Genomic DNA, 25269 nt, shown 5'->3' with positions numbered 1-25269 from the left:
ATAAGGAAACCCTGCCTGATTCCTGTCAGCTCTGTCAATCAGCTTGTAAGCGGAAAGATCTAGTCCCCCGCAAGCAAAGCCCGGTCAGCGATCAACACCTCAGGGCCCACACGGTCACCGGGATGGGTGACGACCTGCTCCCCTTCAAGCAGGCCCTCTATCACTTCGGCAAAATCCTCATTCCGATGCGAAATCATCACCTTCCGCAGATGAGCCAAATTGTTTTCTGCCACGAAAACCGCCCATTCCCCCCCAGATCTGAACAACGCCGAGACCGGCACACGCAACACGTCATCTGCCGACCATTCCACAATGCGCAGATAGGTGCGGAACCCATGTCCAAGGGCCGCTCTCGCCTCGGTCGGACTGTCGAAATCCAACCGCACCTTGACCCGCTGCTCTTCAATGCCCAGCGCGGAAAGCTTTGTGAAACCAGAGGGTTCTATCACCCGAAGATGTGCCATCAGGGTTTCCCCACCGCCCCAGCGTTCAACATAGGCACGCGCACCGGGCGTCAGCCGCACCGCATCCGAGGAGAGGAGATCCGCCGTAATTTCAAGGTCACTCGTCTCGCCAATGGACAGGATCGGTGTCCCCGCCTGCACCATACGCGCGCTTTCATGGGCGATGCTCAGCACGGTGCCGGATACCGGGGCCAGCAGGTCCAGACAACATGAGGACCTGTCCTCATCGCCCCGCCCGCTTTCGGGTTCGATCAAAGCTGCGGTCTGTGCGGCCAACTCACCTTTGCGCATTTCATACTGGGCATGGGCTGCATCAAGCTTAGCCGCCGCCAGGTCCAGCGACAGCTCTGCCGCATCAAGCTGGGTTTGCGGGGCGGTGCCGCGTGCATGAAGGTCCACGAGGCGGCTGAGATTGACCTGCGCATGGCCCAGATCTGCCTCTGCCATGGCGATGTTTGAACGGGCAAGTTGCAACGCGGCTTCGGCCTGGGCCACGGCGGCTTCGGCCTGAGCACGGGACCGGTCATCCAGAAACGCGGGCGCGCCGGGGGCGATGCGCGCCACAAGCGTTTCCCCGGCCACCACCATATCCCCGACCCGCAGAGGGCTGCGGTCCATCTGACCTGTTACCGGGGCGGACAGGTCATAGATATCGCGGATCCTGGTCTGCCCCTCGGCATTGATGGTCACCTCCAGCGGTCCGCGCCCCACCTCAGCCAGATCCACCGGCACGGCTTCGGGGCGGCTGGCCACATAGATCAGCGCCACAACCCCGATCACGGCCAGGGAACCCAGCCCGAACTTGCGCCAGATCTTTGTGTTTTCACGTCCAGACATTCGGGTTACTCCCTTGTTTTCATGACAGACACCAGATCCATCTGGTCAATGCGCCGCCACACCACCGCGGCAGACAGCACGGAGGCAAGCGCCACAACCCACGCGGCCCGCACATAGGTCCCACGCGCAATATGCAGCGGGATCGCGTAGAGATCGCTTTCAAATCCAACCGCCATAAGCGCCGCCAGCCCGTGGCCCATCACCAGCCCGATAGGGATTGCGAGGCAGGTCAGAAGGGCCAGCTCTCCCATCAGAATGTAGCTGACCTCAGCCTTGGTAAAGCCAAGGATGCGCAGGCTGGCCAGTTCCCGCGCCCGCTCAGACAGCTGGATCCGTGCAGCGTTATAGACAACCCCAACAGCAATAAGCGCCGCCATGATCGAGTTGATAGCAGTCATCATTCCGGCATTCTGGGCAATCGTATCGGTAAAACTTTGCCGGATCGCGGCCATTTCCACCATTCCCGAAAGGGCTGGCGTGGTCTTCGCCACTTGATAAAAAGCGTCGCGCTGATCTTGATCGATCAACAGGTTGGCCTGCGTGACCCGCACCGCCTGCCCGGTCAAACGCGACAAGACATGCGGGCTGACATAGGCCCCCATCCCAAAGCCCTGTTCCGCATACCCCACCAGCGGCAGTCGGGACGTGCCCGCCCCGAGCAAAGGAAAGTTCAGCGTCACATCTTCGCCCAGCGCAAGGTCAAGCTGATCGGCCAGTCGGCGCGTCAGGATCACCCCACTTCCGGGGTCCAGCGGCTGGCCCTGCTCCGACAGCAGGCGCGTCAGGTCAGCGGTTTCTTCGCGCGCCTCCAGAACCGCGCGTTTGCTGCGCGCCCCGTGGGTCAGGCGCACCGGCATTGCCCAGACGCTTTCGCTAACCAGAACCCCCGGCAGATGGTCCACATCCTCCAAAACAGATTGCGGGCGCTCATTTGTGAAACTCAGCACAACGTCCTGACGGTTGAGCTGGACAAACGACTTGTCCAAAAGCGCGTCCATCGCATCGAACATGAACAGCGCCGCCACCATCACCGCCGCCGAAGTGGCGATGCCCAGAGTGGTCAGCCCTGCGCGCAGGGGCCAGCGAGACAGGGAGCGCCAGATCATCATGCTGGTCTGGCTGAGCCGCAACCAGTTGATCATCCGGTCCGCAAGCCCCTTTCGGAACTTCAGCGGAGCGGGTGGGGACATGGCAACGGCGGGGCTGAGAAACACAACGTTACGCACCGCAAAGACCGCCCCCAGTGCCGCAGCCATCAGGCCCGCCAGCCCAGCCAGCGCATAGACCGGGGGAGAGGGCAAAAACACCAGATAGGGAAAGTGGAAGAAATCCGCATAAAGCCGGGCGATCCCCTGCCCCGCCCACAGGCCAAACGCCCAGCCGATCAAAACCCCAAACGCTCCAATCGCGAGCGCCAGTTTGACATAGTGCCAGACTATTTCCGCACTGTTATAGCCCAGCGCCTTGAGCAGCCCGATCTGTTCACGTTCCAGCGCAACCAGCCGCCCCAGAACCATGTTGACCAGAAACGCCGAGACGATCAGAAAAATCGGCGGCACCACTTTGACCATGCTGGCCAGCTGGGTCAGTTCGGCATCCAGAAACATATGCGATTGCTGATCCTTGCGCAGATAAGCGCCGGTGCCCCCAAAGGGCGCGAGGATCAGATCAAGCCGGCGCAGGATGTCCTGCAAATCCGCGCCAGGTTCCGCCGACAGGCTGATGTCGTTGAAGGCACCGGTCAGGTTGAAGGCCGAGGCAAGCACCGCCTCTTCCATCCAGATCACCCCGAACCGTTTGTCATCCGGCATGAAGGCGCCAGGACCGATCGTATAGATGAACTCCGGCGAAAGGGCCGTGCCCACGATGGTCAGCGCATGTCGCTGGCCGTTGAACAGGGCATGAAACCTGTCACCGGGCTGAAACCCATGTGCCTTTGCGAAGGTTTCATTGACCACCACTTCGCCCGTTCTGCCCAGAAGCGGCATACGTCCGGTGGTCAGGCTGGGTTTGTTCAGACGAGGAGAGGTGCCAGCCGGCAACGACAGCAGCATCCCGGCCCCCGGCGCCCGCATATCATCGATATCCAGCACAACATTCCGTCGCACCCGAACCTCGGCAACGGCGACACCGGGAAGGGCGCGCACCCGGTCCAAAACCTCACGAGGGGCACGGGTCACCGTGGCAAAGACCTGACCAAACTGGTTGCGTTCGTAAAACGTGTCGCGGGTTTCACGCAGCGCCCGTTCCGCCCCAGCCATCATCACCAGGATCGCCACCCCGACCGCCAGCACAAGGGCAATCGCCAGGCTCTGCGACCAGAGACGGGCCAGATCCCTCAGCAATTTGCGATCAAGTGGGGCCATTGGATCACCAGGAAATTTCTGCGGGGGCAAGGCGGGTTTTGTTCAGGCTGACCGAACTGATCGTGCCATCCGCAAATCGGATCACCCGGTGTGCCATGGCCTGAATGCCGGCATTATGGGTGATCACCACGGTGGTTGTGCCCAGATCACGGTTGATCTGATCCAGCGCCTCCAGCACCTGCACCCCGGTCTTGCTGTCCAGTGCCCCGGTCGGTTCATCACACAAAAGGATCTCGGGACGTTTGGCAATGGCACGCGCAATGGCCACCCGCTGCTGCTCCCCCCCGGACAGCTCCGCCGGAAAATGGTTCATCCGGTGGGCAAGCCCGGCCCGCTCCAACGCCTCTTCCGGGGACATGGGGTTCGGTGCAATTTCTGTCACCAGCGCCACGTTTTCGCGCGCCGTCAGTGAGGGCACGATATTGTAGAACTGAAAAACAAAGCCAACATGATCGCGGCGATAGCGCGTCAGCGCACGATCCCCCATTGCCGTCAGTTCCTGATCACGAAACCAGACCCGGCCAGAGGTGACATGGTCCAATCCGCCAAGGATATTGAGAAGGGTGGATTTCCCAGAGCCGGACGCCCCGAGCAGCACGGTGAACTCACCGGAAAACAGCTCGACATTCACGCCGCGCAGGGCATGCACCTCGACCATCCCTGTGCGATAGATCTTGGTCACATCCTCCGTATGGAAAATGCGCTGGGCGGCACGCGCGCCATCAGGCGCTGTGGGATCTGCATGGGTCATGGCTTATCCTCACACGACATCCTGCCGCGCGCTTTGACGTGGCGCAATCGGAAGTGGCGGGATTTCTGGCCACCATGTTGCAGGCCAACATGATGCCGGATCGATTGTGGTACCCGCGGCCGGACTCGAACCGGCACGGCCTATACGGCCTAGAGATTTTAAGTCTCCTGTGTCTACCATTCCACCACGCGGGCCCGCGGGATAGCGGACAGGTCTATCAGACACATCCGCGTTGGTGGCGCGACAATACCGAGTTGGCAGGCAAGGGCAAGCGCAATTGGGGGTTACAGATCGATCCCGGGGAGGCGCATGAGCATATGCCGCTCAGGCAACCAGGGATTGAGCTTCAGCGCGGCACGCAGTTCGTCCTGCGCCTCGTCCACACGCCCAAGCGCATGCAGTGTCAGCACCCGCCCGGCCCGGGCAGCCACATGGCGCGGATCAAGCTCAAGCGCCGCATCAAGATCCTCCAGCGCCAGATCATAGCGCCCGGACAGAAACCGGGCGAACGCGCGCTGATTGAACCCTTCAGGGTAGGTCGGGCAATAGGTGATCAACTGGCCAAGAACGGTTTCGGCAGCCCGATAATCCGTCAGGCGAATCCCCTCGACACCTTCGGTGAGCAACGCCTGCGCCCGCGCATCCGGCGCCGTTTTCCAAAGCGCCCACATCTGCGCAACAATTGGCCCCGCTTCCCGCTCGGAACGCGCGGATTGCACCTCAGACAGCAACCCATCGATCTTGACGGAAATATCATTGGGTGGCGGGCAGCTTTGGGCCTGCCCAAGAGCGGGCCAAAGGGTGAAACAGAAAAGAAGACAGGTCCCCAAGCGCATAGGGACAGCTTATCACACAGATATATCCGGGCAAATCACAGCATCGTCAAAGCAGGAAACTGTGGGGAAATCAAAGGGAAAGGGCTTGACCCTCCTTCAAAAAACCCCCTGTATCCCCCCATGATACCAATCCGCGACCATAACCCTTCCCTGCGCGTGCCATATGTCACCTTCTGCCTGCTTGGAGTGAATCTGATGGTCTTTCTGGCCATGTGGCCGCTTCGCGGTAACGAGGCCGCTCTGGCGCAGGTTTATTACGGCTATGGTGCCGTGCCCCATGCGATCTTGCAGGGGGAAGGTTGGAGCAGCCTGTTCACCTCGATGTTTGTGCATGGGGGGTTTCTGCACTTTGCCGGGAACATGCTGTTTTTGTGGATCTTTGGAGACAATCTGGAAGATATCCTCGGGCATCTGCGCTTTTTGCTGTTTTATCTGGCCGCCGGGGTTGGGGCGACCTTGCTTCAGGTGCTGGTTGATCCCGCAAGCACCATTCCGATTGTCGGCGCCTCTGGGGCAATCGCCGGGATCATGGGGGGCTACCTGCTGTTATTTCCCCGCGCACAGGTCGATGTTCTTTTCATTATTGTCATATTTTTCAAGGTGATCCCTTTCCCGGCCTGGCTGATGCTGCTGATCTGGCTGGCCCTGCAGCTCTGGGGCGGCGTGGCCAGTCTCAATGCACAGGGAGGCGTTGCCTATTGGGCGCATATCGGTGGGTTTGCCGTGGGGTTCGTTGCCATGCTGCCCTTCTGGTATCGACTGGGCGGTCCCGAGTACTGGCGGATCACCTTCGGCCACCCGGATCATCCTGTTGCCCATTATCGGTTTCAAAAAAGCCGGATCCCACAGGTTCGGCGGTCTGACCGAGGCGATAAAAGGTGACATCTGGCGGGGCATGGCTTCCCCATCAAAAAACCCCGCAGCAATAAGCCACGGGGACACCACCTGCCACAGGTCAAAACCGATAAAGAGCTTGGCCTGGTTCCATCCGCCCAGCACTGCCCGCCAGGCAGTTCGCTCTACAAAATCCAGGCTGCTCCAATCCAGAGCGGATCAGTCCAGACCAAAATCATGTTTGGAGATGAACGCGCTGATCTCTTCGGCTTTGCCCGGCACATTGGTCGTGACCGAAGTCCCCACCCCCATGCCAATTAACCCGATCAAGGCAACCAGAACGATCCAATCAACAGTAACGGCACCATCTTCGCTCTGCAAAAGGCGGCGCAAGCACGCATGGGTTTGGGCAAAATAAGTCATACCGAAATTTATGGCGTCGAAATGGGGCCAAACTGTGAAACGGTTGCGGAAGTTTTAAGATGCACCTTGAATTGAATACGCTTTCAGCCCGGAGCAAGGAAATCCACGCTCCACATCCCCTGCCCCCTGCGCGGGACATCTCACCCAGCGCAGATTCAGACAGACGGCAAAGTGCGGCTTGATCAAGCGTCGCGAATGACTTTGGAAAACTTCTCGAACAGGGCTTCGTTGGCAACAACCACTTCACCGTCGTCAAGAATGTTCCCCTCGGGGGAGATTGGTTCAACCAGCGCGCCGGCTTCTCTTGCAATCACCAGGCCCGCGGCCAGGTCCCAGGCGTGCAGGCGACGTTCCCAAAACCCGTCATACCGCCCGGCCGCAACATAAGCGAGATCCAGCGCGGCCGAACCAAACCGGCGCACACCGGCCGTGGCAGGCAGCAGGCGCGCCAGATCCTGCAAGGTTTCCGGCAGGTCCGAACGCCCACCAAAGGGCAGGCCAGTGGCGAAGATCGCTTCGATCATCCGCATCCGACCGGACACACGCAAACGCGACTGGTTAAGCCAGGCTCCGGCACCTTTTTCCGCCATGAACATCTCGTCCTTGGCGGCATCAAAAATCACACCGGCGACGATTTCACCCTTGTGTTCCAGGGCGATGGAAATCGCCCAGTGGGGCAGACCATGCAGGAAATTGGTGGTGCCATCCAGCGGATCAACAATCCAGCGACGGGTCGGATCCTTGCCCTCGATCTCACCACCCTCTTCGGCCAGCCAGCCATAGTTCGGCCGCGCCTCCATCAGCGTTTCACGAATGATCTTTTCGGCGGCAATATCGGCACGGCTGACAAAATCCCCCGCCCCTTTCATCGACACCTGAAGGTTCTCGACCTCGCGGAAATCCTTCACCAGGCTGCGACCCGCCTTGCGGGCGGCGGTGATCATCACATTGAGGTTGGCGCTGAATTGCATGGGAAGGGCTCCTTTGTATCAGATCGCGCGTATAAGCCCTGACGGGCCACTTGCCAAGTTTTCTTATGCGGTTTGTGCCGTGAAAAACGCATAAGAGCTATGCGTTTCATGACAAGCCCCCCTCAGCGCTGCAATTTCACCGGCTCGGACCGGCACAGGCGCAGCATATGTGCCATGAAGGGCACCATGGTGTCCTCTTCGCGTGTGGCCGCATACATGCGTTTGAACAGCCCGTTTGCCGTCAGGCGTTTGGTCACGAAATCCGGGTTTGTCTTGGCACTGCGCAAGACCCAATCCGGCATCACCGCAACCCCCCGCCCTGCTCCGACCAGCATCAGGATCATCTCGGTCATCTCAACCTGTCGCACCGCACGCGGCTCAACCCGCGCTGGCGTCAAAAGGGCTGTGAACAGGTCGATCTTGGCGCGTTCCACGGGATATGTCAGCACAAGTTCCTCTTCGAAATCTTCCGCTTCAATAAACGGGCGGTCCGCCAGCGGATGGCCGGATGCCGCCACAAATCGCGGCTCATAGTCAAAAAGTGGTGAAAAGGTGATGCCGGGCATCTCCACCGGATCAGAGGTGATCACAAGATCCACCTCCTCACGTCGCAGCGCCTCGATCGCGTCAAAGGCCAGCCGCTGCCGGATATCCAGATCCACTTCGGGCCAGGCGTGGCGCAACTTGTCCAGCACCGGAAACAGCCAATCGAAACAGGCGTGGCATTCAATGGCGATATGCAGGCGTCCGGAGCGGCCCTCCTGCAACGCGCGAAACTCCTCTTCCACTGCCGCAATCTCGGGCAGCACCCGTTCGGACAGGCGCAGCAGTTTCATTCCTGCCGGGCTGAGCTTCATCGGCTTGGTCCGGCGATGAAACAGCTCCATCCCAACCTGATCCTCCAGCCCCTTGATCTGGTGGCTCAACGCCGACTGGGTGATATGCAGCATATCCGCCGCCCGTGCCAGATTGCCTGCCTGATGGATCGCGCGGATGGTCCGCAGGTGTCGAAACTCCAGATACATGCAAGAACCTCATATTCTTTTTGAGAATTATGAATTTGTCTCACAAATAATTTTCGGGCACAAGGCGGATATCGAAATTCTCAATATCGTGAGGCCAAAATGACCACGCCGAATATCTCATTCGAGTTTTTTCCGCCCCAGTCGCTGGAAGCGAGCTGGAGGCTCTGGGACACTGTGCGCGATCTGGCCCCGATGGACCCGAAATTTGTGTCCGTAACCTATGGCGCCGGGGGCACCACCCGCGACCTTACCCATGACGCAGTGGGGGTGATCCACAAGCAATATGGCCTGAATGTCGCCGCCCACCTGACCTGCGTGGACGCAACCCGCGAAGACACCCTTAAAATCGCCCGGGATTATGCCAAGGTCGGCGTGACCGAGATTGTCGCCCTGAGAGGAGATCCCCCCAAGGGCAGCCAGGGCTTCACCGCCCATCAGGACGGTTTCACCAGCTCGGTTGAACTGGTCGAAGCCCTTGCGGATGCGGGGGATTTCCATATCCGTGTCGGCGCCTACCCGGAACCGCATCCCGAAGCCGATGATCTGCAGGCCTGTGTGGATTGGCTGAAAAAGAAAATCGACGCGGGGGCGCATTCTGCCATTACCCAGTTCTTCTTTGAAGCAGACACCTTCCTGCGGTTCCGCGATGCCTGTGAAAAGGCCGGCATCACCGCCCCGATCATTCCCGGCATCCTGCCGATTGAAAACTGGAACGGGGTGAAGAAATTCGCAACCCGCTGTGGCACATCGGTTCCGGCCTGGCTGGAAGACGCGTTTGAAAAGGCCAAGCGGGACGGGCGTGAGGATCTGCTGTCAACGGCGCTCTGCACCGAGCTCTGCTCTGACCTTCTGGATGAGGGGGTTCAGGACCTGCATTTCTACACGCTGAACAAACCTGCCCTGACACGCGACGTCTGTCATGCGCTGGGTGTTACCCCCAAGGTGCAGCTGCAAAACGTGGCCTGATCGGGCTAGTTCATTGCTGGGAGGGCGATCCAGCCCCCCATGAAGGGCGTCACATGTGCTGTGACGCCCTTTGTCACGTTCAGCGTCTCTTCCGGCATCTGTTCCGATGAAATCCGCCTGCACATGCGCCCCTGTATCCGGCGCCGCTGCGTCACACTTGCCTCTTGCACATCCTGCCTCCCACTCTGAAACCGCAACAGGATTACCGACAAAATGTGAGAGACGGGGCCATCATGTATACAGCCACTTCCATGGAAGACCTCCTGACCGGAGAGGCCCTGACCCGGATATCCGGGCTGGAATTCATGCAAGGAATGCTTAAGGGAACCCTGCCCCGGCCTCCGATTTCCACCGGGTTGAACTACCATCTGCACAGTGTCGAAGACGGCAAAGTCGCGTTCCGCGGCACCCCCGAATTTGATCACTGCAATCCGATGGGAACGGTTCATGGCGGTTGGTATGGCACGCTTCTGGACAGCTGCATGGCCTGCGCCGTGATGACCAAAGTTCCACGGGGTTCGGTTTACACCACTTTGGAATACAAGGTTAATATCGTCCGCCCCATTCACCCCGGCACCGAGGTGGAGGCAATTGGCATCACGCAGCATAGCGGACGATCAACCGGTGTGGCGATCGGTGAGCTGCGCAGCGTGGCCGATGGACGGCTCTACGCCACCGGCTCCACCACCTGCATTATCATGAAAAGGGCCTGATCCCCCGGACGCCCGCCAGTTTCCCCGAGACGATCAGTTCTGCAGATCCTGCACCGTCACAAGATCCAACACACCATACCCGTTGAACCGTGTCGCCATGGCAAAGGAATAGGCGCCCATTCCGTCAAACAGCACAATGTCGCCTTCGGCCAACCCTTCCGGCAAAGGCATCGGATCCGGCAACCGGTCAATCGAATCGCAGGTTGGCCCATAGATCACACGTGGTGTCAGGGCATCCTCAAATCCCGCCCCATCGGCCCGCAGACACCGCATCCGGTTCACCGTGCCGATCTGTGGGGCCTCAGCCAGTGCGCCATAAATTCCGTCATTCAGAAACACATCCCCGTTGTCCCGCACCGCCTTGACCCGCGTGGCCAGCGTAAAGGCATCCGCCACCATCGCCCGCCCCGGTTCGCAGACAAGCTGCGGGGGTGTTGCGCCAAAGCTCTTTTCGACGGCATCGTGAATGGCGTCAAAGATCCGTTCCAGATCCGGAGCCACGCCCCGGTTGGCGGCAAATCCGCCCCCCACATTCAAACGTGACAGCGTGACACCGGCCGCCTCAGCAATATCCGCGCAGACCTCGATATAATGCACCCAGGCGGCAGGATCGGCACATTGCGTTCCGGGGTGGAACGTCATCGAGGGGACAAACCCCGCCGCTGCAACCTGTTTCAGCAACTCAGCCGCCAGTTCCGGGTCTGCGCCGAATTTTTCGCCGAAATGATAGGCGGCCCCTTCGACGGGAAGGCAGAGACGCACGGACATCTCAATCCCCTCGGACGGGACGCGCCTGCGCAGTTTTTCAAATTCACGAAGACTGTCCACCGAATAGGACGCCACCCCCATTTCAACCGCAAAGTCGATTTCCTCGGGGCTGCGCACGGGATTGTTGTAATGCATCACCACATCCGGTGAGACCGCCCGAAGCGCCCTCATCTCAGCCGGGCTGGCAACATCAAAGGCGCTCAGCCCGGCCGCCACAAGGTTTTCCAACACCACCGGCAGATCGTTTGCTTTGACGGCATATGTCACAACCCCATCAAAACCTTGAACAAACCGACGCGCGGTTGCCTGAAGAACTGCGGGGGCAAAATAAAGGACGGGCCCTTTGGGGGCCTCCAGTTTCAGATGCGACAGGACGGTTGTCCAAATGGAAGGTTGCTTGCTCATGTGATCCTCTTGCGCGAGTTGATTTAAGTATTTCGCTGTGCGCCGTCAGATTCTAGTGTCATACTGAGCAATGTGGCATTAATTAACGGGCGAAATGACGCCTTGAGGAAACAAATGGACGAGACCGATCGCGAACTTATAGCGCAACTTGAGCAAAACGCCCGCCTGCCCGTGGCAACCCTGGCCCGCCGTCTTGGGCTTGCGCGCTCAACAGTACAGGCCCGCATTGAACGGATGGAGGAAAAGGGGATCATCGCAGGCTATGCGCTGAAACTTGGCGACGAGGCACGGGGGGATCTGATTCGCGCCACGGTGCTGATCTCGATCGAGCCGAGATCGACAGTGGCCGTGGTCGCCCGCCTCAAGACATTGCCCCAGGTGGAACGCGCCCATACGGCCTCGGGGCGGTTTGATATGGTCCTGCAACTGGCCGCATCTTCGCCCACTCAGCTGGATCTCGCCCTGGATGCCATCGGCGAAATCGACGGGGTCAAGGGGTCAGAAAGCCTGATCCACCTCTCGACGCGGATAGATCGCCTGGGGTAAACCACGAAAAAACAATGTCATTCCGTAACGAGGCCACCCCATGATTATCACCGTCCCCACCTCTCCGATCGAAGGTCAGATCCCCGGCACCTCGGGCCTGCGCAAGAAAACGGCGGTCTTTTCGGCCCCCGGCTATCTGGAGACCTATGTGCAGGCCACGCTGAATGCGGTGGGGGCTGCGGGAAAGACATTTGTGGTCGGCGGGGACGGCCGGTTCTTCAATAGAGAGGCCATCGCGGTGATCCTGCGCATGGCGGCTGCAAATGGCGTGCGCAAGGTGATTGTCGGGCAAGATGGCATCCTGTCCACACCGGCAGCAAGCCACCTGATCCGCAAATGCGGGGCTGATGGCGGCTTCATCCTGTCGGCCAGCCATAACCCGGGGGGAGCCAAAGGGGATTTTGGTCTGAAATACAATATCGCAAATGGTGGTCCCGCCCCCGAGGCCGTGACGGATGCCATCATTCAGGCGGCCCAAAATATCTCGGAATATCACCTGATTGACCGGAATGCCCCGGCCCTTTCCGGGATCGGCATCAGCCAGCTTGGAGAGATGGAGATCGAGGTGGTCGATCCGGTATCCGACTACGCTGCCCTGATGGAAGACCTGTTCGATTTCGACGCAATCCGCGCCCTGATTGCGGGCGGGTTTTCGCTGCGTTTTGACGCCATGCATGCGGTCACCGGCCCTTATGCCCATGAGATCCTGGTGAACCGGCTGGGGGCATCGCGCGAAACCGTGCTGAACGGCATACCCAGCGAGGATTTTGGCGGCGGACACCCTGATCCCAACCCGGTCTGGGCAAAACCTCTTTATGATCTGGTGATGGGGCCGGATGCCCCGGACTTTGCCGCCGCTTCCGATGGGGATGGGGATCGCAACATGATCCTTGGGCGCGGGATTTACGTCACCCCATCCGACAGCCTGGCCGTTTTGGCGGCCAATGCGCATCTGGCACCGGGATATGCGGGCGGCATCAGGGGAATTGCCCGTTCCATGCCCACCTCAGGCGCCTCGGACCGCGTGGCGGAGGCGTTGGGGGTCGACGCATTTCAGACCCCGACCGGCTGGAAGTATTTCGGCACACTCCTGGATGCGGGACGCGCCACCCTGTGCGGCGAGGAGAGCGCAGGCACCGGGTCGGATCACGTCCGCGAAAAGGATGGTCTTTGGGCCGTGCTTTTGTGGCTGAACATCCTCGCCGTTCGCAAACAGCCTGTCGCCGATATCCTGGCCGCGCATTGGGCGCAGTTCGGGCGCAACTATTACTCGCGCCATGATTACGAGGCGGTGGATACCGCCATCGCCAACCGGGTGATGACCGGTCTTGAGGCACAGTTCCCCACCCTTCCGGGGAAGAGGTTTGGGGCGCTGACAGTCGCGGGTGCCGAAAGCTTTTCCTATGTCGATCCGGTTGATGGCAGTGAAACCCGCGGCCAGGGATTAATCGTGAGTTTTGAGTGCGGCGCGCGGTTCATGATGCGCCTGTCGGGGACCGGCACGGAAGGGGCGACCATCCGGGTCTATCTGGAAAGCTACGAGGGGCCGCAGGGGGATCACTCACGGGATGCGCAGGACGCTCTGGCAGGTGTGATTGCCGCTTGTGAACAGATTGCGGGGATCCGGCAGGCGTCGGGGCGCGGCGGCCCCGATGTGATCAGCTGAACGAAGGGGCTTTGCCCCTCGGGCTGCGCCCTCACCCCAGGATATTTGAGGCAAGGAAAAGAGAGCGGGCCTGCGCCCTCTTTCCCTTTTGGCTTTCACCCGCTAAACCCCAATCAACACATGAAATGACGGGACAGAACCCATGGCCATGGACAAAACATTTGACGCAGGCGCAGCGGAAGCGCGGATTTACCGGAACTGGGAAGAGGCAGGGGCCTTCAAGGCGGGCGCCAATGCCAAGCCGGGGGCAGACAGTTTCACCATCATGATCCCGCCGCCCAACGTGACCGGTGCGCTGCATCTGGGCCACGCGTTCAACAACACGCTGCAGGATATCCTGACCCGCTGGCACCGGATGCGCGGATACAACACGCTCTGGCAGCCGGGGCAGGACCATGCAGGTATCGCCACCCAGTTGCAGGTGGAAAAGATGCTGGCTGAAACCCAGCAACCCGGCCGCCGCGATCTGGGCCGCGAGAAGTTTCTTGAGAAGGTCTGGGAATGGAAAGGCCAATACGGCTCGACCATCATTGAACAGCTGAAACGTCTTGGCTCCACCTGCGACTGGTCGCGCAACGCCTTCACCATGGCCGGTGCGCCGGGCGATCCGCGCGTGGGCCACGAGAACTCGGCCAACTTCCATGATGCTGTTCTGAAGGTCTTCGTCGATATGTATGACAAGGGCCTGATCTATCGCGGCAAGCGTCTGGTCAACTGGGACCCGCATTTCGAGACCGCGATTTCTGATCTTGAGGTCGAGAATATCGAAGTTGCAGGCCATATGTGGCATTTCAAATACCCGCTGGCCGGTGGCGCGACTTATACCTATGTCGAGAAGGACGAGGACGGGAACGTCACGCTGGAAGAAGAGCGTGACTACATTTCCATCGCCACGACCCGGCCGGAAACCATGCTGGGCGACGGCGCGGTTGCGGTGCACCCCGATGACGAACGCTATGCGCCCATCGTGGGCAAACTGTGCGAAATCCCGGTTGGCCCGAAAGAGCATCGCCGCCTGATCCCGATCATCACCGACGAATACCCGGATATGAACTTCGGCTCGGGTGCCGTGAAAATCACCGGCGCACATGATTTCAACGACTATCAGGTCGCCAAGCGCGGCGAGATCCCGATGTATTCGCTGATGGACACGCGCGGCCATATGCGCGCCGACGGGCGCCCCTATGCCGAAGAAGCCGAGATTGCCCAGCGCATTGCAAATGGTGAAGAAGATTTCGACGAGGCGAAAATCGCCGCGATGAACCTGGTGCCTGATGAGTTCCGTGGTCTGGATCGGTTCGAGGCACGTAAACTGGTAGTGGAGCAGATCACCACGGAAGGTCTGGCCGTGATGATCGAGGAGACCCGCGAAGACGAGGGCAACCTGATCACCGAAACCGTGCCTTACGTGGAAAACAAGCCGATCATGCAGCCCTTTGGTGACCGATCAAAGGTTGTGATCGAGCCGATGCTGACCGATCAGTGGTTCGTGGACGCCGAAAAGATCGCAGGCCCCGCGCTGGACGCGGTCCGCAACGGAGACGTGAAAATCCTGCCCGAAAGCGGCGAGAAGACCTTTTATCACTGGCTGGAAAACATCGAGCCGTGGTGTATCTCTCGCCAGCTGTGGTGGGGTCACCAGGTGCCGGTCTGGTATGGGTTTGACCTAACCGCCAACGGGTATGTGGATGACGAACAGGACGGTGCAATTGACATCGTGGAAATGGGGCGGCTGATGCTGGAGCAGGATTTCCTGCCCGGTCATGAGAAATCCGCCTGTGCGGCAAGTTTTGACGATGTGGCAAACCGGTTTGCCGATGGCCTTGCCGGTCTGCCCACGCCCCTGAACGCCGCCCGCGTGGTTGAAGTGGAAAACCGCGCCGCTGCAATCCACGTCTTTGCAGAGGCGCTGGCCCAATATGAGATGGAGCAGGACCCGACCAAACTGGTCTACCCGGTCTGGCGCGACGCAGATGTGCTCGACACCTGGTTCTCATCGGGTCTGTGGCCCTTCGGCACGCTGGGCTGGCCGCAGGACACAGATGAGCTCAATGCCTATTTCCCCGGTGACGTGCTGATCACTGGTCAGGACATTCTGTTCTTCTGGGTCGCGCGCATGATGATGATGTCTCAGGCGGTCTGCGGCAAAAACCCGTTCCACACGGTCTACTTGCACGGATTGGTCCGTGACGAGAAGGGCAAGAAAATGTCCAAGACCACGGGCAATGTGATCGACCCGCTCGAGATCATTGACGAATACGGTGCGGATGCTTTGCGGTTCACCAACACCGCAATGGCCTCAATCGGGGGCGTGTTGAAAATGTCGAAGGACCGCGTGGCGGGCTATCGCAATTTCGGCACCAAGATCTGGAACGCTGCACGCTTTGCCGAGATGAATGAATGCAAACCGAGTGCGGAGTTTGATCCTGCAACGGCCACGCAGACCGTGAACCGCTGGATCATTTCGGAAACCGCCAAGATCCGCGCAGATGTGGACGAGGCGCTGGCCGCTTACCGCTTCAACGACGCGGCGCATGGTTTGTATGCCTATGTCTGGGGCAAGGTCTGCGACTGGTATGTGGAATTTTCCAAGCCGCTCTTGAATGCGGAAGACCCTGAAGTGGTGGCCGAAACCCGCGCCACCATGGCCTGGGTGATCGACCAGTGTCTGGTCCTTTTGCACCCGATCATGCCTTTCATCACCGAGGAGCTGTGGACGCAGATTGCCCCGCGCAAGACGATGCTGATCCATGCCGACTGGCCTGAATATGGCGCGGAACTGGTGGATGAAGACGCTGCGCGTGAAATGAACTGGGTGATTTCGCTGATCGAAAACATCCGGTCTGCGCGGTCGCAGATGCATGTGCCCGCCGGTCTGAAAATCCCGGTGATCCAGCAGGAACTGGATGCAGCGGGGCGCAAGGCGCTTGCTGAGAATATCGGGCTGGTTCAGAAAATGGCGCGCGTGGACAGCATCACCGAAATGGCAGACCTGCCCAAAGGCTGCATCACGGTGGCGGTCGACGGGGGAACCTTTGCCCTGCCCCTTGCCGATATCATTGACGTGAATGAGGAAATTGCGCGGCTGGAGAAGACGCTGGGCAAGCTCGGCAAAGAACTCGGCGGATTGCGCGGACGGTTGAAAAACCCGAAATTTGCCGAAAGCGCCCCGGCTGAGGTGGTGGCAGAAACCCGTGCGAACCTCGCGGCGCGCGAAGCCGAAGAAGAGGTTTTGAAAACCGCGCTTGACCGGTTGAAAGAGATCGACTGAGACTTTTGAAAATCCTGAGACAGCCGGGCCATGTGCCCGGCTTTTTCATTTTTGATTGCCTCCCCTCTTCTGCTTGCCCGCTGCGAGCATGCCCACTGAGAGGAGCGCCGTTACGTAAAGCGTTTCGGAAAACGCCGTGACATATGTTTCTCCCAAACGCCTTGGGGAAACTCACTTGGGAGGTATGAGGGGCTCTGCCCCTCGCCGCCATGGCGGCTCACCCCGGGATATTTTCAACCAGAAAATAGGGGCATTGCGCTTTTTGAAACAGGCTGATCTAACGGGTTCATGACCAAGACATATGCCCGCCTCACCCCGCTTGCCGACAGTTTGCCAGCAGCTGTGCCCTTTGTTGGCCCCGAGGCGCAGGAGCGGGCGCGCGGACGGGCGTTTCTGGCCCGTTTGGGGGCCAATGAAAATGTTTTTGGCCCCTCACCAAAGGCGGTTGCGGCAATGCAGGCGGCGGCTGCCGAGGCCTGGATGTATGGCGATCCGGAAAGTCATGAGCTGCGCCATGCACTGGCGGCGCATCATGGGATCGCGGCGGAGCACATCATGGTTGGTGAAGGGATTGATGGGTTGCTGGGCTATCTGGTCCGGTTGCTGATCGGTCCGGGTGACAAGGTTGTCACCTCAGAGGGGGCGTATCCGACCTTCAATTACCACGTTGCCGGGTTTGGCGGAGCGTTGGTTACGGTGCCTTATTGCGATGATCATGAGGACCCGGAGGCGCTGGTGGCAAAGGCAACTGAAACCGGGGCCAAGCTGGTTTATCTTGCCAATCCTGACAACCCGATGGGGAGCTGGCACGACGGCACCCGCGTGCAGGCCATGATTGAGGCCCTGCCGGAAGGCTGCCTGCTGGTGTTGGATGAGGCATACGCAGAGTTCGGGCCGGACGGCATGATGCCGGATCTGGTCCCCGAAGATCCGCGCGTCATTCGTTTCCGCACCTTTTCAAAGGCCTATGGGCTGGCAGGTGCGCGGGTGGGATACGCCATTGCAGCCAAACCGCTGATCACAGCCTTCAACAAGATCCGCAACCATTTCGGTATGAGCAGGATCAGTCAGGCGGGGGCTCTGGCCGCGCTTGAAGATCAGGACTACCTCAGGCAGACGCTGGACAATGTTGCGGCCGCCCGCCTTCGCATCGGTGACATCGCGGCGGCCAATGGGTTGACCGCCTTACCTTCGGCCACGAATTTCGTGTCTATTGATTGTGGGCATGATGGCGCATTTGCGCGGGATCTGGTTGCGGCTTTGATCGCACGGGACATCTTTGTCCGCATGCCTTTTGCCGCGCCGCAAAACCGCTGCATTCGCGTCTCTGCCGGCCGCCCCGAAGACCTTGACGCGTTTGGAGCAGCCCTTCCTGATGCCTTGCAGGAACTTCAAAACGGGTGATCCCAACCGATCCGGGCGGGTCCGTGCCCCAAATCAGGGTCGTTTGCCCCAGCAAGCCCCCTTACCTCGCGGGCGCAATCAACATGGGGGCAGAGCACCAATCCGTTGGCATATACGTCTTTACATCATGGACGGCTCAGATGGGTTATTCAAACATGCCAACCCGTTTGAGCGGTTTGCAATCACCGCGATGCGCACGCGCTTGTCTGCCCCTCATGAAAAAGCTACACCGGATACGAGTTTACGGAGCAGGCGATGCTGTCGAGTTTATATGCCAAGATCAGATCCAGAGACCGGGCGTGGAAACGCAGCATCGGCCCTGATATCTCGACCCCCGCATTGCGACGCAACGGGCGGCTTTATTGCGCGGTGATCGACCATTCCTACATTCGCCGTTTCATCCCGAACCGTTACAAACTGTCCGACGAGGCCTGGCGCTCCAACCAGCCTGACCCTGTGCATTTTCCGCGCCTGGCCGAAATCGGCATCAAATCGGTGATCAATCTGCGCGGGGCGCGGCCCTATCCCTATTATTCCTTCGAAAAAGAGGCCTGCGCCGATTATGGCATGGCGCTTTATGACCTGCAGCTGAATGCCAAGCGCCTTTTGTCGCGTGAGATTTATCTGGAGCTATTTGATCTGATGGACAAGGTCGAAAAGCCGATGCTGATTCATTGCAAATCAGGAGCAGACCGCACCGGTCTGGCCGCCGCCTTTTACCTGATCGACTATATGGGGGCCCCGGTTGAAGAGGCTGCCAGACAGCTTTCAATCAAATATGCGCATCAAAGCTGGACCAAGGCCGGTATTCTGGATCACATGATTGCCGCCTATGCTGCACATATCAAAACTCAGCCCATGCCGATCCGTGACTGGATCCGGGATCACTATGACCCTGAAACCCTGACCGCCTCGTTTCAGGCCAACCGAAAGATGTAACCCAACCGATGAGTGACACCACCCGTGATCCGATGATCCGCTGGCTCTGGCGCGACTATCTGCGCGCCTATCGCCTTCCTTTGATTGTGGCCGTCCTGCTGATGGCGCTGGAAGGGTCGGCCCTTGGCGCTTTGAGCTACATGATCAAACCCATGTTTGACACCGCTTTTGCTGGTGGAACCACCGGGTCGATTGCGCTGGTTGCGATCCTCGTTGCCGGCATTTTCATCATGCGCGCCATTTCCGCCTTCGGGCACAAGGTTCTGATGGTCTATGTGGGTCAACAGGTGGCGGCCCGGCTGCAGGGGGACATGGTTGCGCATATGCTGACGCTTGACAGCAGCTATTTCCGCGACAATTCACCGGGCACCCTGATGGAGCGCGTGCGTGGGGATGTGCAGGCCACCGCCAATATCTGGGAGGTCATCCTGTCCGCCCTCGCCCGCGACGTGGTGTCCTTGATCGCACTTTTGGGGGTAGCGCTCTGGATTGACTGGCTTTGGGTCCTGATCGCCGTGGCCGCAGCACCCATTCTGGTCCTGCCCATGAACATCCTGCAAAAGAAAGTGCGCAAGACCACACGCAACAGTCGCACGGCGGCAGCGCAGATCTCGACCCGCCTGGATGAACTGTTTCACGGAATTAATCAGGTCAAGCTGACAGGGACCGAAGATCGGGAAGAAAACCGGATCGTCACGAATATCCAGAAATATGCGGGGCTGCATCTGAAAAGCCAGGCCAACCGCTCCGGCATCATCGCCATGGTCGACATCATTGCCGCTGTCGGTTTCTTTGGCGTGTTGTTCTATGGCGGGCTGCAGATCGTGGATGGCGACAAGACCGTGGGCGAGTTCATGTCTTTCTTCACCGCCATGGCGCTGGTGTTTGACCCGTTGCGCAACCTTGGCAAGGTGTCCGGCGCCTGGCAGGCGGCACTGGCCAGTCTTGAACGGATCCGGGAGATCTTTGACACCAAACCCACCATCACCTCGCCCGCGGCGCCAAAACGTCTGGCGCAACCCGCGCGTGATGCGGATATTGAGCTGAAAAACGTGAATTTCTCCTATGGCGACACACCGGTTCTGCGCGGCGCGAGCTTCACGGCCAAGGCCGGTCAGACCACCGCGCTTGTGGGGGCCTCCGGGGCGGGGAAAAGCACGGTTTTCAACCTTCTGACCCGACTGGCCGACGCCGATAGCGGGGCCATCACCATTGGCAAGGCAGATGTCACCTCGCTGCCGCTGGAGCAGCTGCGCGGGCTGTTTTCCGTGGTCAGCCAAGAGGCCCTTCTGTTTGACGAAACCCTGCGTGACAATATCCTTATGGGGCGCGAAACCGTAGACGACGCCCTTCTGAACCACGCCCTCAAGGCTGCCCATGTGGATGACTTCCTGCCCCGTATGGAGAACGGCCTTGATACACAGGCCGGGCCGCGTGGTTCCAACCTCTCTGGCGGTCAGCGCCAGCGGATCGCCATTGCCCGCGCCGTCCTGCGTGACGCCCCCGTCCTGCTGTTGGACGAGGCGACCTCGGCACTGGATGCGAAGTCGGAAAAGCTGGTGCAGGAGGCTCTCGACGAGCTGTCACAGGGCCGCACCACCCTGGTCATTGCCCACCGCCTTTCTACCATTCAGGCGGCGGACAAGATTGTCGTGATGGATCAGGGACAAGTGGTGGATCAGGGCACCCATGAAGAGCTGCTGGAACGGGGGGGTATTTACGCCCAGCTCCATGCGTTGCAATTCAAGGATAGCGGCCCCACAGCTGAAGAGGCCGCCTCCCGCAAACTCCGCCATCAGAAAAAGGTGGATACCCCCAAAAGATTCAGCCTCAAACGCCTGTTTGGCTTTGGGCGCAATTAAAGGACGCAACATGAGCAATTCTGCCCACCGCACGGTGCTGCGCATTTCCGGCTCGGACCGGGTGCCCTTTTTGCAAAACCTTGTCACCAATGACGTGGAACGGCTGGAAAATGGTATGGTCTATGCGGCCCTTCTGACCCCACAGGGCAAATATATTGCCGATTTCCTGCTGATCCCGGCCGATGACAGCATTCTTCTGGATGTGGATCACGGCCTTGCCAAAGCTCTGGCCCAGAGACTGAACATGTATCGGCTGCGTGCAGATGTTCAGATCGAAGAGACCTCCCTCTCTCCCTCTCGCGGTCTGGGGCCAGCTCCGGAGGGGGGCTTTGTCGATCCACGCCACCCGGACCTGGGCTGGCGCAGCTATGATGGCCGCCCCTCGGAAGAGGTGGAGTGGGACGCAATCCGCGTGGCACATGTCATTCCGGAAACTGGCATTGAGCTGGGGCCGGACTGCTATATCCTTGAGGCTGGTTTCGACCGGCTGCATGGGGTGGATTTCCGCAAAGGCTGCTATGTGGGCCAGGAGGTTACGGCGCGGATGAAACACAAGACCGAGCTGCGCAAAGGGCTGGTGCAGGTCGCAATCACGGGCACCGCCCCCGTGGGCAGCGAGATCACCTCGGACGGAAAAGCGGCCGGCACGCTGTTCACCCAATCCGGTGACCGGGCGATTGCCTATCTGCGGTTTGACCGCGCCCAAGGTGAGATGCAGGCCGGAGATGCAAAGATCCTGTGGAGCAACTGACCAGCACCTATGGCCACGTATGGCACCAGACCTGGCAAAGGGGCTCTGCCCCTCGCCTCTTCGAGGCTCACCCCGAGGTATTTCAGGCAAGAAAAAGCGGGCGCCGGTGGCGGGGAGTAATCAGAGAGAGCCACCAAATCGCGGCGTTTGCGGCGCATAGGCCCAATGCCCCGAGGGAATGCCATCCAAGGTCCAATCACCGATGCGATAGCGGATCAGGCGCAAGGTCGGATACCCCACCGCTGCTGTCATCCGTCGCACCTGGCGGTTTCGCCCCTCTCGAATGGTGAGTTCGATCCAACTATCGGGGACGGATTTGCGCTCCCGAATGGGGGGGATGCGCGGCCAGAGGATTTTGGGTTCATCCATCAGACGCGCCTTGGCGGGGCGGGTTCGCCCGTCTTTCAGGTCAACCCCTTTCCGAAGCGCATTTAGCCCGTCTTCATCCGGGACCCCTTCAACCTGCGCCCAATAGGTTTTTTCCAGCTTAAACTTCGGATTGGCAATCTTGGCCTGAAGCCCCCCATTATCCGTCAACACCAGCAGACCTTCGCTGTCGCGATCCAGACGCCCTGCTGCGTAAACCTTGGGGATATTGATATAGCTGGACAGGGTCTCGCGCGGACTGCCCTCAGTGCCTTTGTCGGTAAATTGCGACAAGACGTTGAAAGGTTTATTGAACAGGATGGTTGTCATGGCGGTCCTCAAAAACCAAAAAGGCAGGGCATGCAGCCCTGCCTTTCTTGCATGTCATCACGCGAAGGCTCAGGCGCGCTCCGAATATTCCATGGTCTCGGTGTTCACCACAATCGCCTCGCCGGTTCCCACGAAGGGCGGCACCATCACGCGCACACCATTGTCCAGCAGCGCGGGCTTGAACGAGTTGGCAGCGGTCTGACCTTTGACGACCGGTTCGGTCTCCTCAATCGTGCAGGTCACTTTCTGAGGCAAGGTCGCATTCAGCGCCTCAGCTTCATAAAACTCCACCACGATGGTCATGCCGTCCTGCAAAAACGGGCGCCGTTCCCCCAGCAGGTCTGCCGGGATCTGGTTCTGTTCATAGGTTTCTGTGTCCATGAAAATCAGCATGCCGTCATCTTCATAGAGGAACTGCTGGTCTTTCTGCTCAAGGCGCACACGCTCAACCTTGTCCGCTGAGCGGAACCGTTCGTTCAGCTTCGAGCCATTGCGCAGGTTTTTCAGCTCGACCTGCGCGAACGCGCCGCCTTTTCCGGGTTTCACGTGATCGACCTTCACAGCCGCCCAAAGGCCGCCATTATGCTCCAGCACATTGCCTGGGCGAATTTCATTACCATTGATCTTGGGCATGTTAATTGACCTTTAAGAGGTTGTAATTCGTTGCTGTGCACCTATATCTTGGCGGTCTTGCCCATGCAAGACAACGATATCCTGATCTGGGGCGCGGGGCATACAATCCTGCACATGTTTAACGCTTTGTAACAGCCATGCGACAAAAGCATGGCAGCCATGCGCCACAAGGGATACCGAATCGCGGCGAAAAAGCCATATTGGCCGAACGCCTTGGGAGCGCAAGAGCAAGAATATAAAAAAGGACAACGCATGTTGGATTCCGTAGACGGTACTGCATTCAACCACGAACAGGGCAATCGCGCGCGCAAACTGTTTGCCGCCGTCGTTCTGGCTGCCCTCGACGATGCGATTGCAGATGACAAGAAATACGGCAATGGGCCGGATCAGATCGCCCGCTGGGCCCGTTCGCGGGACGGGCGTGAAGTGCTGAGCTGTGCCGGCATCGACCCGAATGAACGGGTGGTCAAGGGCCTGATGGAATTTGTTGGCAAAGGGATCCGCACATCGGTTGCCCTGTCACGTGAAGAAAGCGAGCGCCGCAACGCGCTGGCCGCTGAAGCCGCCTGATCTGGCGCTTTTCAGCCTTGGAAATACGCACCCTCTCGGGGGTGCGTTTTCTTTTGTCGCTCTCTTCACCTTGCCCGTCGCCAAAAGACTGGGCAGCGCGGCCAAAACCCCCTAAGGATCTGGCATGACAAAATCCATCATGATCCAGGGCGCGGGCTCAAACGTTGGCAAATCCATGCTGGTGGCAGGGATTGCACGTGCTTTTGTGAAACGAGGCCTCAGGGTCGCCCCGTTCAAACCGCAAAACATGTCAAACAATGCCGCCGTCACCATTGATGGCGGAGAGATCGGTCGCGCCCAGGCGCTGCAGGCACGGGCCTGTGGTCTCCCGCCGGTGGTGGACATGAACCCGGTGCTTTTGAAGCCAGAGACCGACACCGGTGCCCAGGTGATTGTGCAGGGGAAACGCCTGACCACGCTCAGGGCACGGGATTATGGCAAGATGAAATCCAGCCTGATGCCGAAGGTTCTGGAAAGCTTCAACCGTTTGAAATCAGAGGCGGACCTGCTCCTTGTCGAAGGTGCAGGAAGCCCGGCGGAGGTGAACCTGCGCGCGGGCGACATTGCCAATATGGGCTTTGCAGAAGCGGCGGACCTGCCGGTGGTGCTGGCCGGGGATATTGACCGCGGCGGGGTGATTGCCCAACTGGTTGGCACCCATGCGGTTCTGCCGCCTGCAGACCGTGACCGGATCAAGGCCTTTCTGGTGAACAAGTTTCGCGGGGATGTGACCCTGTTTGCCGAAGGTGCCGCCGAAATTGCAGGCCGCACCGGCTGGGCCGATCTCGGCACCCTGCCCTGGTTTGCCGATGCCTGGCGCCTGCCTGCCGAAGATGTGCTCGACATCACCAGCCGCCACGGCGGCACGTTCAAAATCGTGGTCCCGAAACTTGGGCGCATTGCCAATTTCGACGACCTCGACCCGCTGGTAAACGAACCGGATGTCACGGTTGAGATCATCGAGCCGGGTCGCCCCCTGCCCCTTGATGCCGACCTGATCCTGATCCCCGGTTCAAAATCCACAATCGCGGATTTGGCCGAGTTTCGCGCGCATGGCTGGGACATTGATCTATCGGCCCATATCCGGCGCGGTGGCGATGTTTTGGGAATTTGCGGCGGCTATCAGATGCTGGGACGCGAGATCTGGGATGACGATGGGATTGAAGGCCCACCGGGAAGGGTTCCGGGGCTTGGTCATCTGGACGTCGTCACCCGACTGGAACCCAAAAAGACCCTCGCTCTGACCATCGCCATGGACCGGATCAGCGGCGAAACGGTGGAGGGATATGAAATCCATCTTGGCCAAACCGATGGCGCGGATTGCAACCGGGCCTGGCTGGACATCGGTGCGCGCCGCGAGGGGGCGATGAATGAAACCGGGCGGGTGCGCGGGTGCTATCTGCACGGTTTGTTTTCAGCGGATGGCTTCCGACGCCATTACCTGCAATCGCTTGGCGCAACAGTGACGCCGAACGGGTATGAAGCGCAGGTAGAGGCCACACTTGATGCTCTGGCTGATCATGTCGAGGCTCATCTGGACCTCGATATGCTTTACGATCTGGCGCAGTAACG

23 protein-coding genes and 1 tRNA gene are annotated in these 25269 nt (G+C 59.5%); 12 read left to right on the top strand and 12 right to left on the bottom strand.

Annotated elements, in window-relative coordinates; translation table 11 throughout:
* Nucleotides 1–59: 59 nt before the first annotated feature.
* The 5 genes from K3J57_RS04030 to K3J57_RS04010 all read right to left on the bottom strand — a co-directional run bounded on the left by K3J57_RS04030 (nucleotide 60) and on the right by K3J57_RS04010 (nucleotide 5254).
* A complete protein-coding gene (locus K3J57_RS04030) occupies nucleotides 60–1301 on the bottom strand; it encodes an efflux RND transporter periplasmic adaptor subunit (RefSeq protein WP_259797210.1) in 1242 nt (413 codons plus the stop codon).
* A 5-nt stretch (nucleotides 1302–1306) separates the two neighbouring features.
* Complete coding sequence (locus tag K3J57_RS04025) at nucleotides 1307–3667, bottom strand: ABC transporter permease (RefSeq protein WP_259797208.1); 2361 nt, start codon at nucleotides 3665–3667, stop codon at nucleotides 1307–1309.
* Between the two features lie 4 nt (nucleotides 3668–3671).
* The gene (locus K3J57_RS04020; RefSeq protein WP_259772676.1) at nucleotides 3672–4418 is read right to left on the bottom strand and encodes an ABC transporter ATP-binding protein; all 747 of its coding nucleotides are present in this window, start codon (nucleotides 4416–4418) and stop codon (nucleotides 3672–3674) included.
* Between the two features lie 107 nt (nucleotides 4419–4525).
* A tRNA-Leu gene (locus K3J57_RS04015) sits at nucleotides 4526–4612 on the bottom strand.
* A gap of 90 nt (nucleotides 4613–4702) precedes the next feature.
* The gene (locus K3J57_RS04010) at nucleotides 4703–5254 is read right to left on the bottom strand and encodes a tetratricopeptide repeat protein (protein WP_259797206.1); all 552 of its coding nucleotides are present in this window, start codon (nucleotides 5252–5254) and stop codon (nucleotides 4703–4705) included.
* Nucleotides 5255–5374: 120 nt separating this feature from the next.
* Here K3J57_RS04010 and K3J57_RS04005 point away from each other — a divergent pair, with 120 nt between their 5' ends.
* Nucleotides 5375–6136, top strand: coding sequence for a rhomboid family intramembrane serine protease (locus K3J57_RS04005; protein ID WP_259797205.1), 762 nt, complete (start codon nucleotides 5375–5377; stop codon nucleotides 6134–6136).
* A gap of 171 nt (nucleotides 6137–6307) precedes the next feature.
* On the opposite strand, the gene K3J57_RS04000 is transcribed toward K3J57_RS04005, so the two are convergent.
* The 3 genes from K3J57_RS04000 to K3J57_RS03990 form a co-directional block, all read right to left on the bottom strand.
* Nucleotides 6308–6511 carry a Flp family type IVb pilin gene (locus K3J57_RS04000; RefSeq protein ID WP_259772679.1) on the bottom strand — a complete coding sequence of 68 codons (204 nt, stop codon included), beginning with the start codon at nucleotides 6509–6511 and terminating at the stop codon, nucleotides 6308–6310.
* A gap of 182 nt (nucleotides 6512–6693) precedes the next feature.
* A complete protein-coding gene (locus tag K3J57_RS03995) occupies nucleotides 6694–7482 on the bottom strand; it encodes an inositol monophosphatase family protein (RefSeq protein WP_259786420.1) in 789 nt (262 codons plus the stop codon).
* 122 nt (nucleotides 7483–7604) lie between these two features.
* Nucleotides 7605–8507: a LysR family transcriptional regulator gene (locus K3J57_RS03990; protein WP_055190732.1), complete on the bottom strand. Its 903-nt coding sequence runs from the start codon at nucleotides 8505–8507 to the stop codon at nucleotides 7605–7607.
* 99 nt (nucleotides 8508–8606) lie between these two features.
* Between K3J57_RS03990 and metF the strand changes: the two genes are divergently transcribed.
* Complete coding sequence (metF, locus tag K3J57_RS03985; protein ID WP_259786419.1) at nucleotides 8607–9473, top strand: methylenetetrahydrofolate reductase [NAD(P)H]; 867 nt, start codon at nucleotides 8607–8609, stop codon at nucleotides 9471–9473.
* Nucleotides 9474–9478: 5 nt separating this feature from the next.
* Here the strand turns inward: metF and K3J57_RS03980 are convergent, their stop codons facing one another.
* Nucleotides 9479–9643 (bottom strand): hypothetical protein, encoded by a 165-nt coding sequence (locus K3J57_RS03980; protein ID WP_259786418.1) that lies wholly within the window; start codon nucleotides 9641–9643, stop codon nucleotides 9479–9481.
* Nucleotides 9644–9706: 63 nt separating this feature from the next.
* Between K3J57_RS03980 and K3J57_RS03975 the strand changes: the two genes are divergently transcribed.
* Nucleotides 9707–10186, top strand: coding sequence for a PaaI family thioesterase (locus K3J57_RS03975; protein WP_259797204.1), 480 nt, complete (start codon nucleotides 9707–9709; stop codon nucleotides 10184–10186).
* Nucleotides 10187–10219: 33 nt separating this feature from the next.
* On the opposite strand, the gene K3J57_RS03970 is transcribed toward K3J57_RS03975, so the two are convergent.
* Nucleotides 10220–11359, bottom strand: a complete 1140-nt coding sequence (locus tag K3J57_RS03970) for a type III PLP-dependent enzyme (protein ID WP_259797203.1) — start codon at nucleotides 11357–11359, stop codon at nucleotides 10220–10222.
* 114 nt (nucleotides 11360–11473) lie between these two features.
* Between K3J57_RS03970 and K3J57_RS03965 the strand changes: the two genes are divergently transcribed.
* From K3J57_RS03965 to ygfZ, 7 genes are all read left to right on the top strand, one after another.
* The gene (locus K3J57_RS03965; RefSeq protein WP_055190724.1) at nucleotides 11474–11905 is read left to right on the top strand and encodes an Lrp/AsnC family transcriptional regulator; all 432 of its coding nucleotides are present in this window, start codon (nucleotides 11474–11476) and stop codon (nucleotides 11903–11905) included.
* A gap of 40 nt (nucleotides 11906–11945) precedes the next feature.
* Nucleotides 11946–13571 (top strand): alpha-D-glucose phosphate-specific phosphoglucomutase, encoded by a 1626-nt coding sequence (locus K3J57_RS03960; protein WP_259797202.1) that lies wholly within the window; start codon nucleotides 11946–11948, stop codon nucleotides 13569–13571.
* A gap of 142 nt (nucleotides 13572–13713) precedes the next feature.
* The gene (locus K3J57_RS03955; RefSeq protein WP_259794129.1) at nucleotides 13714–16842 is read left to right on the top strand and encodes a valine--tRNA ligase; all 3129 of its coding nucleotides are present in this window, start codon (nucleotides 13714–13716) and stop codon (nucleotides 16840–16842) included.
* Nucleotides 16843–17130: 288 nt separating this feature from the next.
* Nucleotides 17131–18246: a pyridoxal phosphate-dependent aminotransferase gene (locus K3J57_RS03950; RefSeq protein WP_259797200.1), complete on the top strand. Its 1116-nt coding sequence runs from the start codon at nucleotides 17131–17133 to the stop codon at nucleotides 18244–18246.
* A 255-nt stretch (nucleotides 18247–18501) separates the two neighbouring features.
* On the top strand, nucleotides 18502–19185 hold the full coding sequence (locus tag K3J57_RS03945; RefSeq protein ID WP_173485527.1) for a phosphatase domain-containing protein: 684 nt from the start codon (nucleotides 18502–18504) through the stop codon (nucleotides 19183–19185).
* Nucleotides 19186–19193: 8 nt separating this feature from the next.
* Complete coding sequence (locus tag K3J57_RS03940) at nucleotides 19194–21047, top strand: ABC transporter ATP-binding protein (protein WP_259786412.1); 1854 nt, start codon at nucleotides 19194–19196, stop codon at nucleotides 21045–21047.
* Nucleotides 21048–21057: 10 nt separating this feature from the next.
* On the top strand, nucleotides 21058–21798 hold the full coding sequence (ygfZ, locus tag K3J57_RS03935; RefSeq protein ID WP_259797199.1) for a CAF17-like 4Fe-4S cluster assembly/insertion protein YgfZ: 741 nt from the start codon (nucleotides 21058–21060) through the stop codon (nucleotides 21796–21798).
* A gap of 120 nt (nucleotides 21799–21918) precedes the next feature.
* On the opposite strand, the gene K3J57_RS03930 is transcribed toward ygfZ, so the two are convergent.
* Both K3J57_RS03930 and efp read right to left on the bottom strand, forming a co-directional pair.
* The gene (locus K3J57_RS03930; RefSeq protein ID WP_259794125.1) at nucleotides 21919–22494 is read right to left on the bottom strand and encodes an rRNA large subunit pseudouridine synthase E; all 576 of its coding nucleotides are present in this window, start codon (nucleotides 22492–22494) and stop codon (nucleotides 21919–21921) included.
* Between the two features lie 69 nt (nucleotides 22495–22563).
* Nucleotides 22564–23127 carry an elongation factor P gene (efp, locus tag K3J57_RS03925; protein ID WP_055190709.1) on the bottom strand — a complete coding sequence of 188 codons (564 nt, stop codon included), beginning with the start codon at nucleotides 23125–23127 and terminating at the stop codon, nucleotides 22564–22566.
* Between the two features lie 252 nt (nucleotides 23128–23379).
* Here efp and K3J57_RS03920 point away from each other — a divergent pair, with 252 nt between their 5' ends.
* Together K3J57_RS03920 and K3J57_RS03915 are read left to right on the top strand one after the other, a co-directional pair.
* Nucleotides 23380–23697, top strand: coding sequence for a DUF6280 family protein (locus K3J57_RS03920; protein ID WP_055190757.1), 318 nt, complete (start codon nucleotides 23380–23382; stop codon nucleotides 23695–23697).
* A gap of 124 nt (nucleotides 23698–23821) precedes the next feature.
* On the top strand, nucleotides 23822–25267 hold the full coding sequence (locus K3J57_RS03915) for a cobyric acid synthase (RefSeq protein WP_259794124.1): 1446 nt from the start codon (nucleotides 23822–23824) through the stop codon (nucleotides 25265–25267).
* Nucleotides 25268–25269: the final 2 nt, after the last annotated feature.

This window comes from Aliiroseovarius crassostreae, assembly GCF_025137635.1.
Classification (GTDB): Bacteria; Pseudomonadota; Alphaproteobacteria; order Rhodobacterales; family Rhodobacteraceae; genus Aliiroseovarius; species Aliiroseovarius crassostreae.
This window is presented reverse-complemented; position numbering and strand designations above follow the sequence as displayed.

Coding starts and splice junctions, on each gene's coding strand:
- K3J57_RS04030 (WP_259797210.1), bottom strand. CDS start 1,301: ATGTCTGGACGTGAAAACACAAAGATCTGGCGCAAGTTCGGGCTGGGT.
- K3J57_RS04025 (WP_259797208.1), bottom strand. CDS start 3,667: ATGGCCCCACTTGATCGCAAATTGCTGAGGGATCTGGCCCGTCTCTGG.
- K3J57_RS04020 (WP_259772676.1), bottom strand. CDS start 4,418: ATGACCCATGCAGATCCCACAGCGCCTGATGGCGCGCGTGCCGCCCAG.
- K3J57_RS04010 (WP_259797206.1), bottom strand. CDS start 5,254: ATGCGCTTGGGGACCTGTCTTCTTTTCTGTTTCACCCTTTGGCCCGCT.
- K3J57_RS04005 (WP_259797205.1), top strand. CDS start 5,375: ATGATACCAATCCGCGACCATAACCCTTCCCTGCGCGTGCCATATGTC.
- K3J57_RS04000 (WP_259772679.1), bottom strand. CDS start 6,511: ATGACTTATTTTGCCCAAACCCATGCGTGCTTGCGCCGCCTTTTGCAG.
- K3J57_RS03995 (WP_259786420.1), bottom strand. CDS start 7,482: ATGCAATTCAGCGCCAACCTCAATGTGATGATCACCGCCGCCCGCAAG.
- K3J57_RS03990 (WP_055190732.1), bottom strand. CDS start 8,507: ATGTATCTGGAGTTTCGACACCTGCGGACCATCCGCGCGATCCATCAG.
- metF (WP_259786419.1), top strand. CDS start 8,607: ATGACCACGCCGAATATCTCATTCGAGTTTTTTCCGCCCCAGTCGCTG.
- K3J57_RS03975 (WP_259797204.1), top strand. CDS start 9,707: ATGTATACAGCCACTTCCATGGAAGACCTCCTGACCGGAGAGGCCCTG.
- K3J57_RS03970 (WP_259797203.1), bottom strand. CDS start 11,359: ATGAGCAAGCAACCTTCCATTTGGACAACCGTCCTGTCGCATCTGAAA.
- K3J57_RS03965 (WP_055190724.1), top strand. CDS start 11,474: ATGGACGAGACCGATCGCGAACTTATAGCGCAACTTGAGCAAAACGCC.
- K3J57_RS03960 (WP_259797202.1), top strand. CDS start 11,946: ATGATTATCACCGTCCCCACCTCTCCGATCGAAGGTCAGATCCCCGGC.
- K3J57_RS03955 (WP_259794129.1), top strand. CDS start 13,714: ATGGCCATGGACAAAACATTTGACGCAGGCGCAGCGGAAGCGCGGATT.
- K3J57_RS03950 (WP_259797200.1), top strand. CDS start 17,131: ATGACCAAGACATATGCCCGCCTCACCCCGCTTGCCGACAGTTTGCCA.
- K3J57_RS03945 (WP_173485527.1), top strand. CDS start 18,502: ATGCTGTCGAGTTTATATGCCAAGATCAGATCCAGAGACCGGGCGTGG.
- K3J57_RS03940 (WP_259786412.1), top strand. CDS start 19,194: ATGAGTGACACCACCCGTGATCCGATGATCCGCTGGCTCTGGCGCGAC.
- ygfZ (WP_259797199.1), top strand. CDS start 21,058: ATGAGCAATTCTGCCCACCGCACGGTGCTGCGCATTTCCGGCTCGGAC.
- K3J57_RS03930 (WP_259794125.1), bottom strand. CDS start 22,494: ATGACAACCATCCTGTTCAATAAACCTTTCAACGTCTTGTCGCAATTT.
- efp (WP_055190709.1), bottom strand. CDS start 23,127: ATGCCCAAGATCAATGGTAATGAAATTCGCCCAGGCAATGTGCTGGAG.
- K3J57_RS03920 (WP_055190757.1), top strand. CDS start 23,380: ATGTTGGATTCCGTAGACGGTACTGCATTCAACCACGAACAGGGCAAT.
- K3J57_RS03915 (WP_259794124.1), top strand. CDS start 23,822: ATGACAAAATCCATCATGATCCAGGGCGCGGGCTCAAACGTTGGCAAA.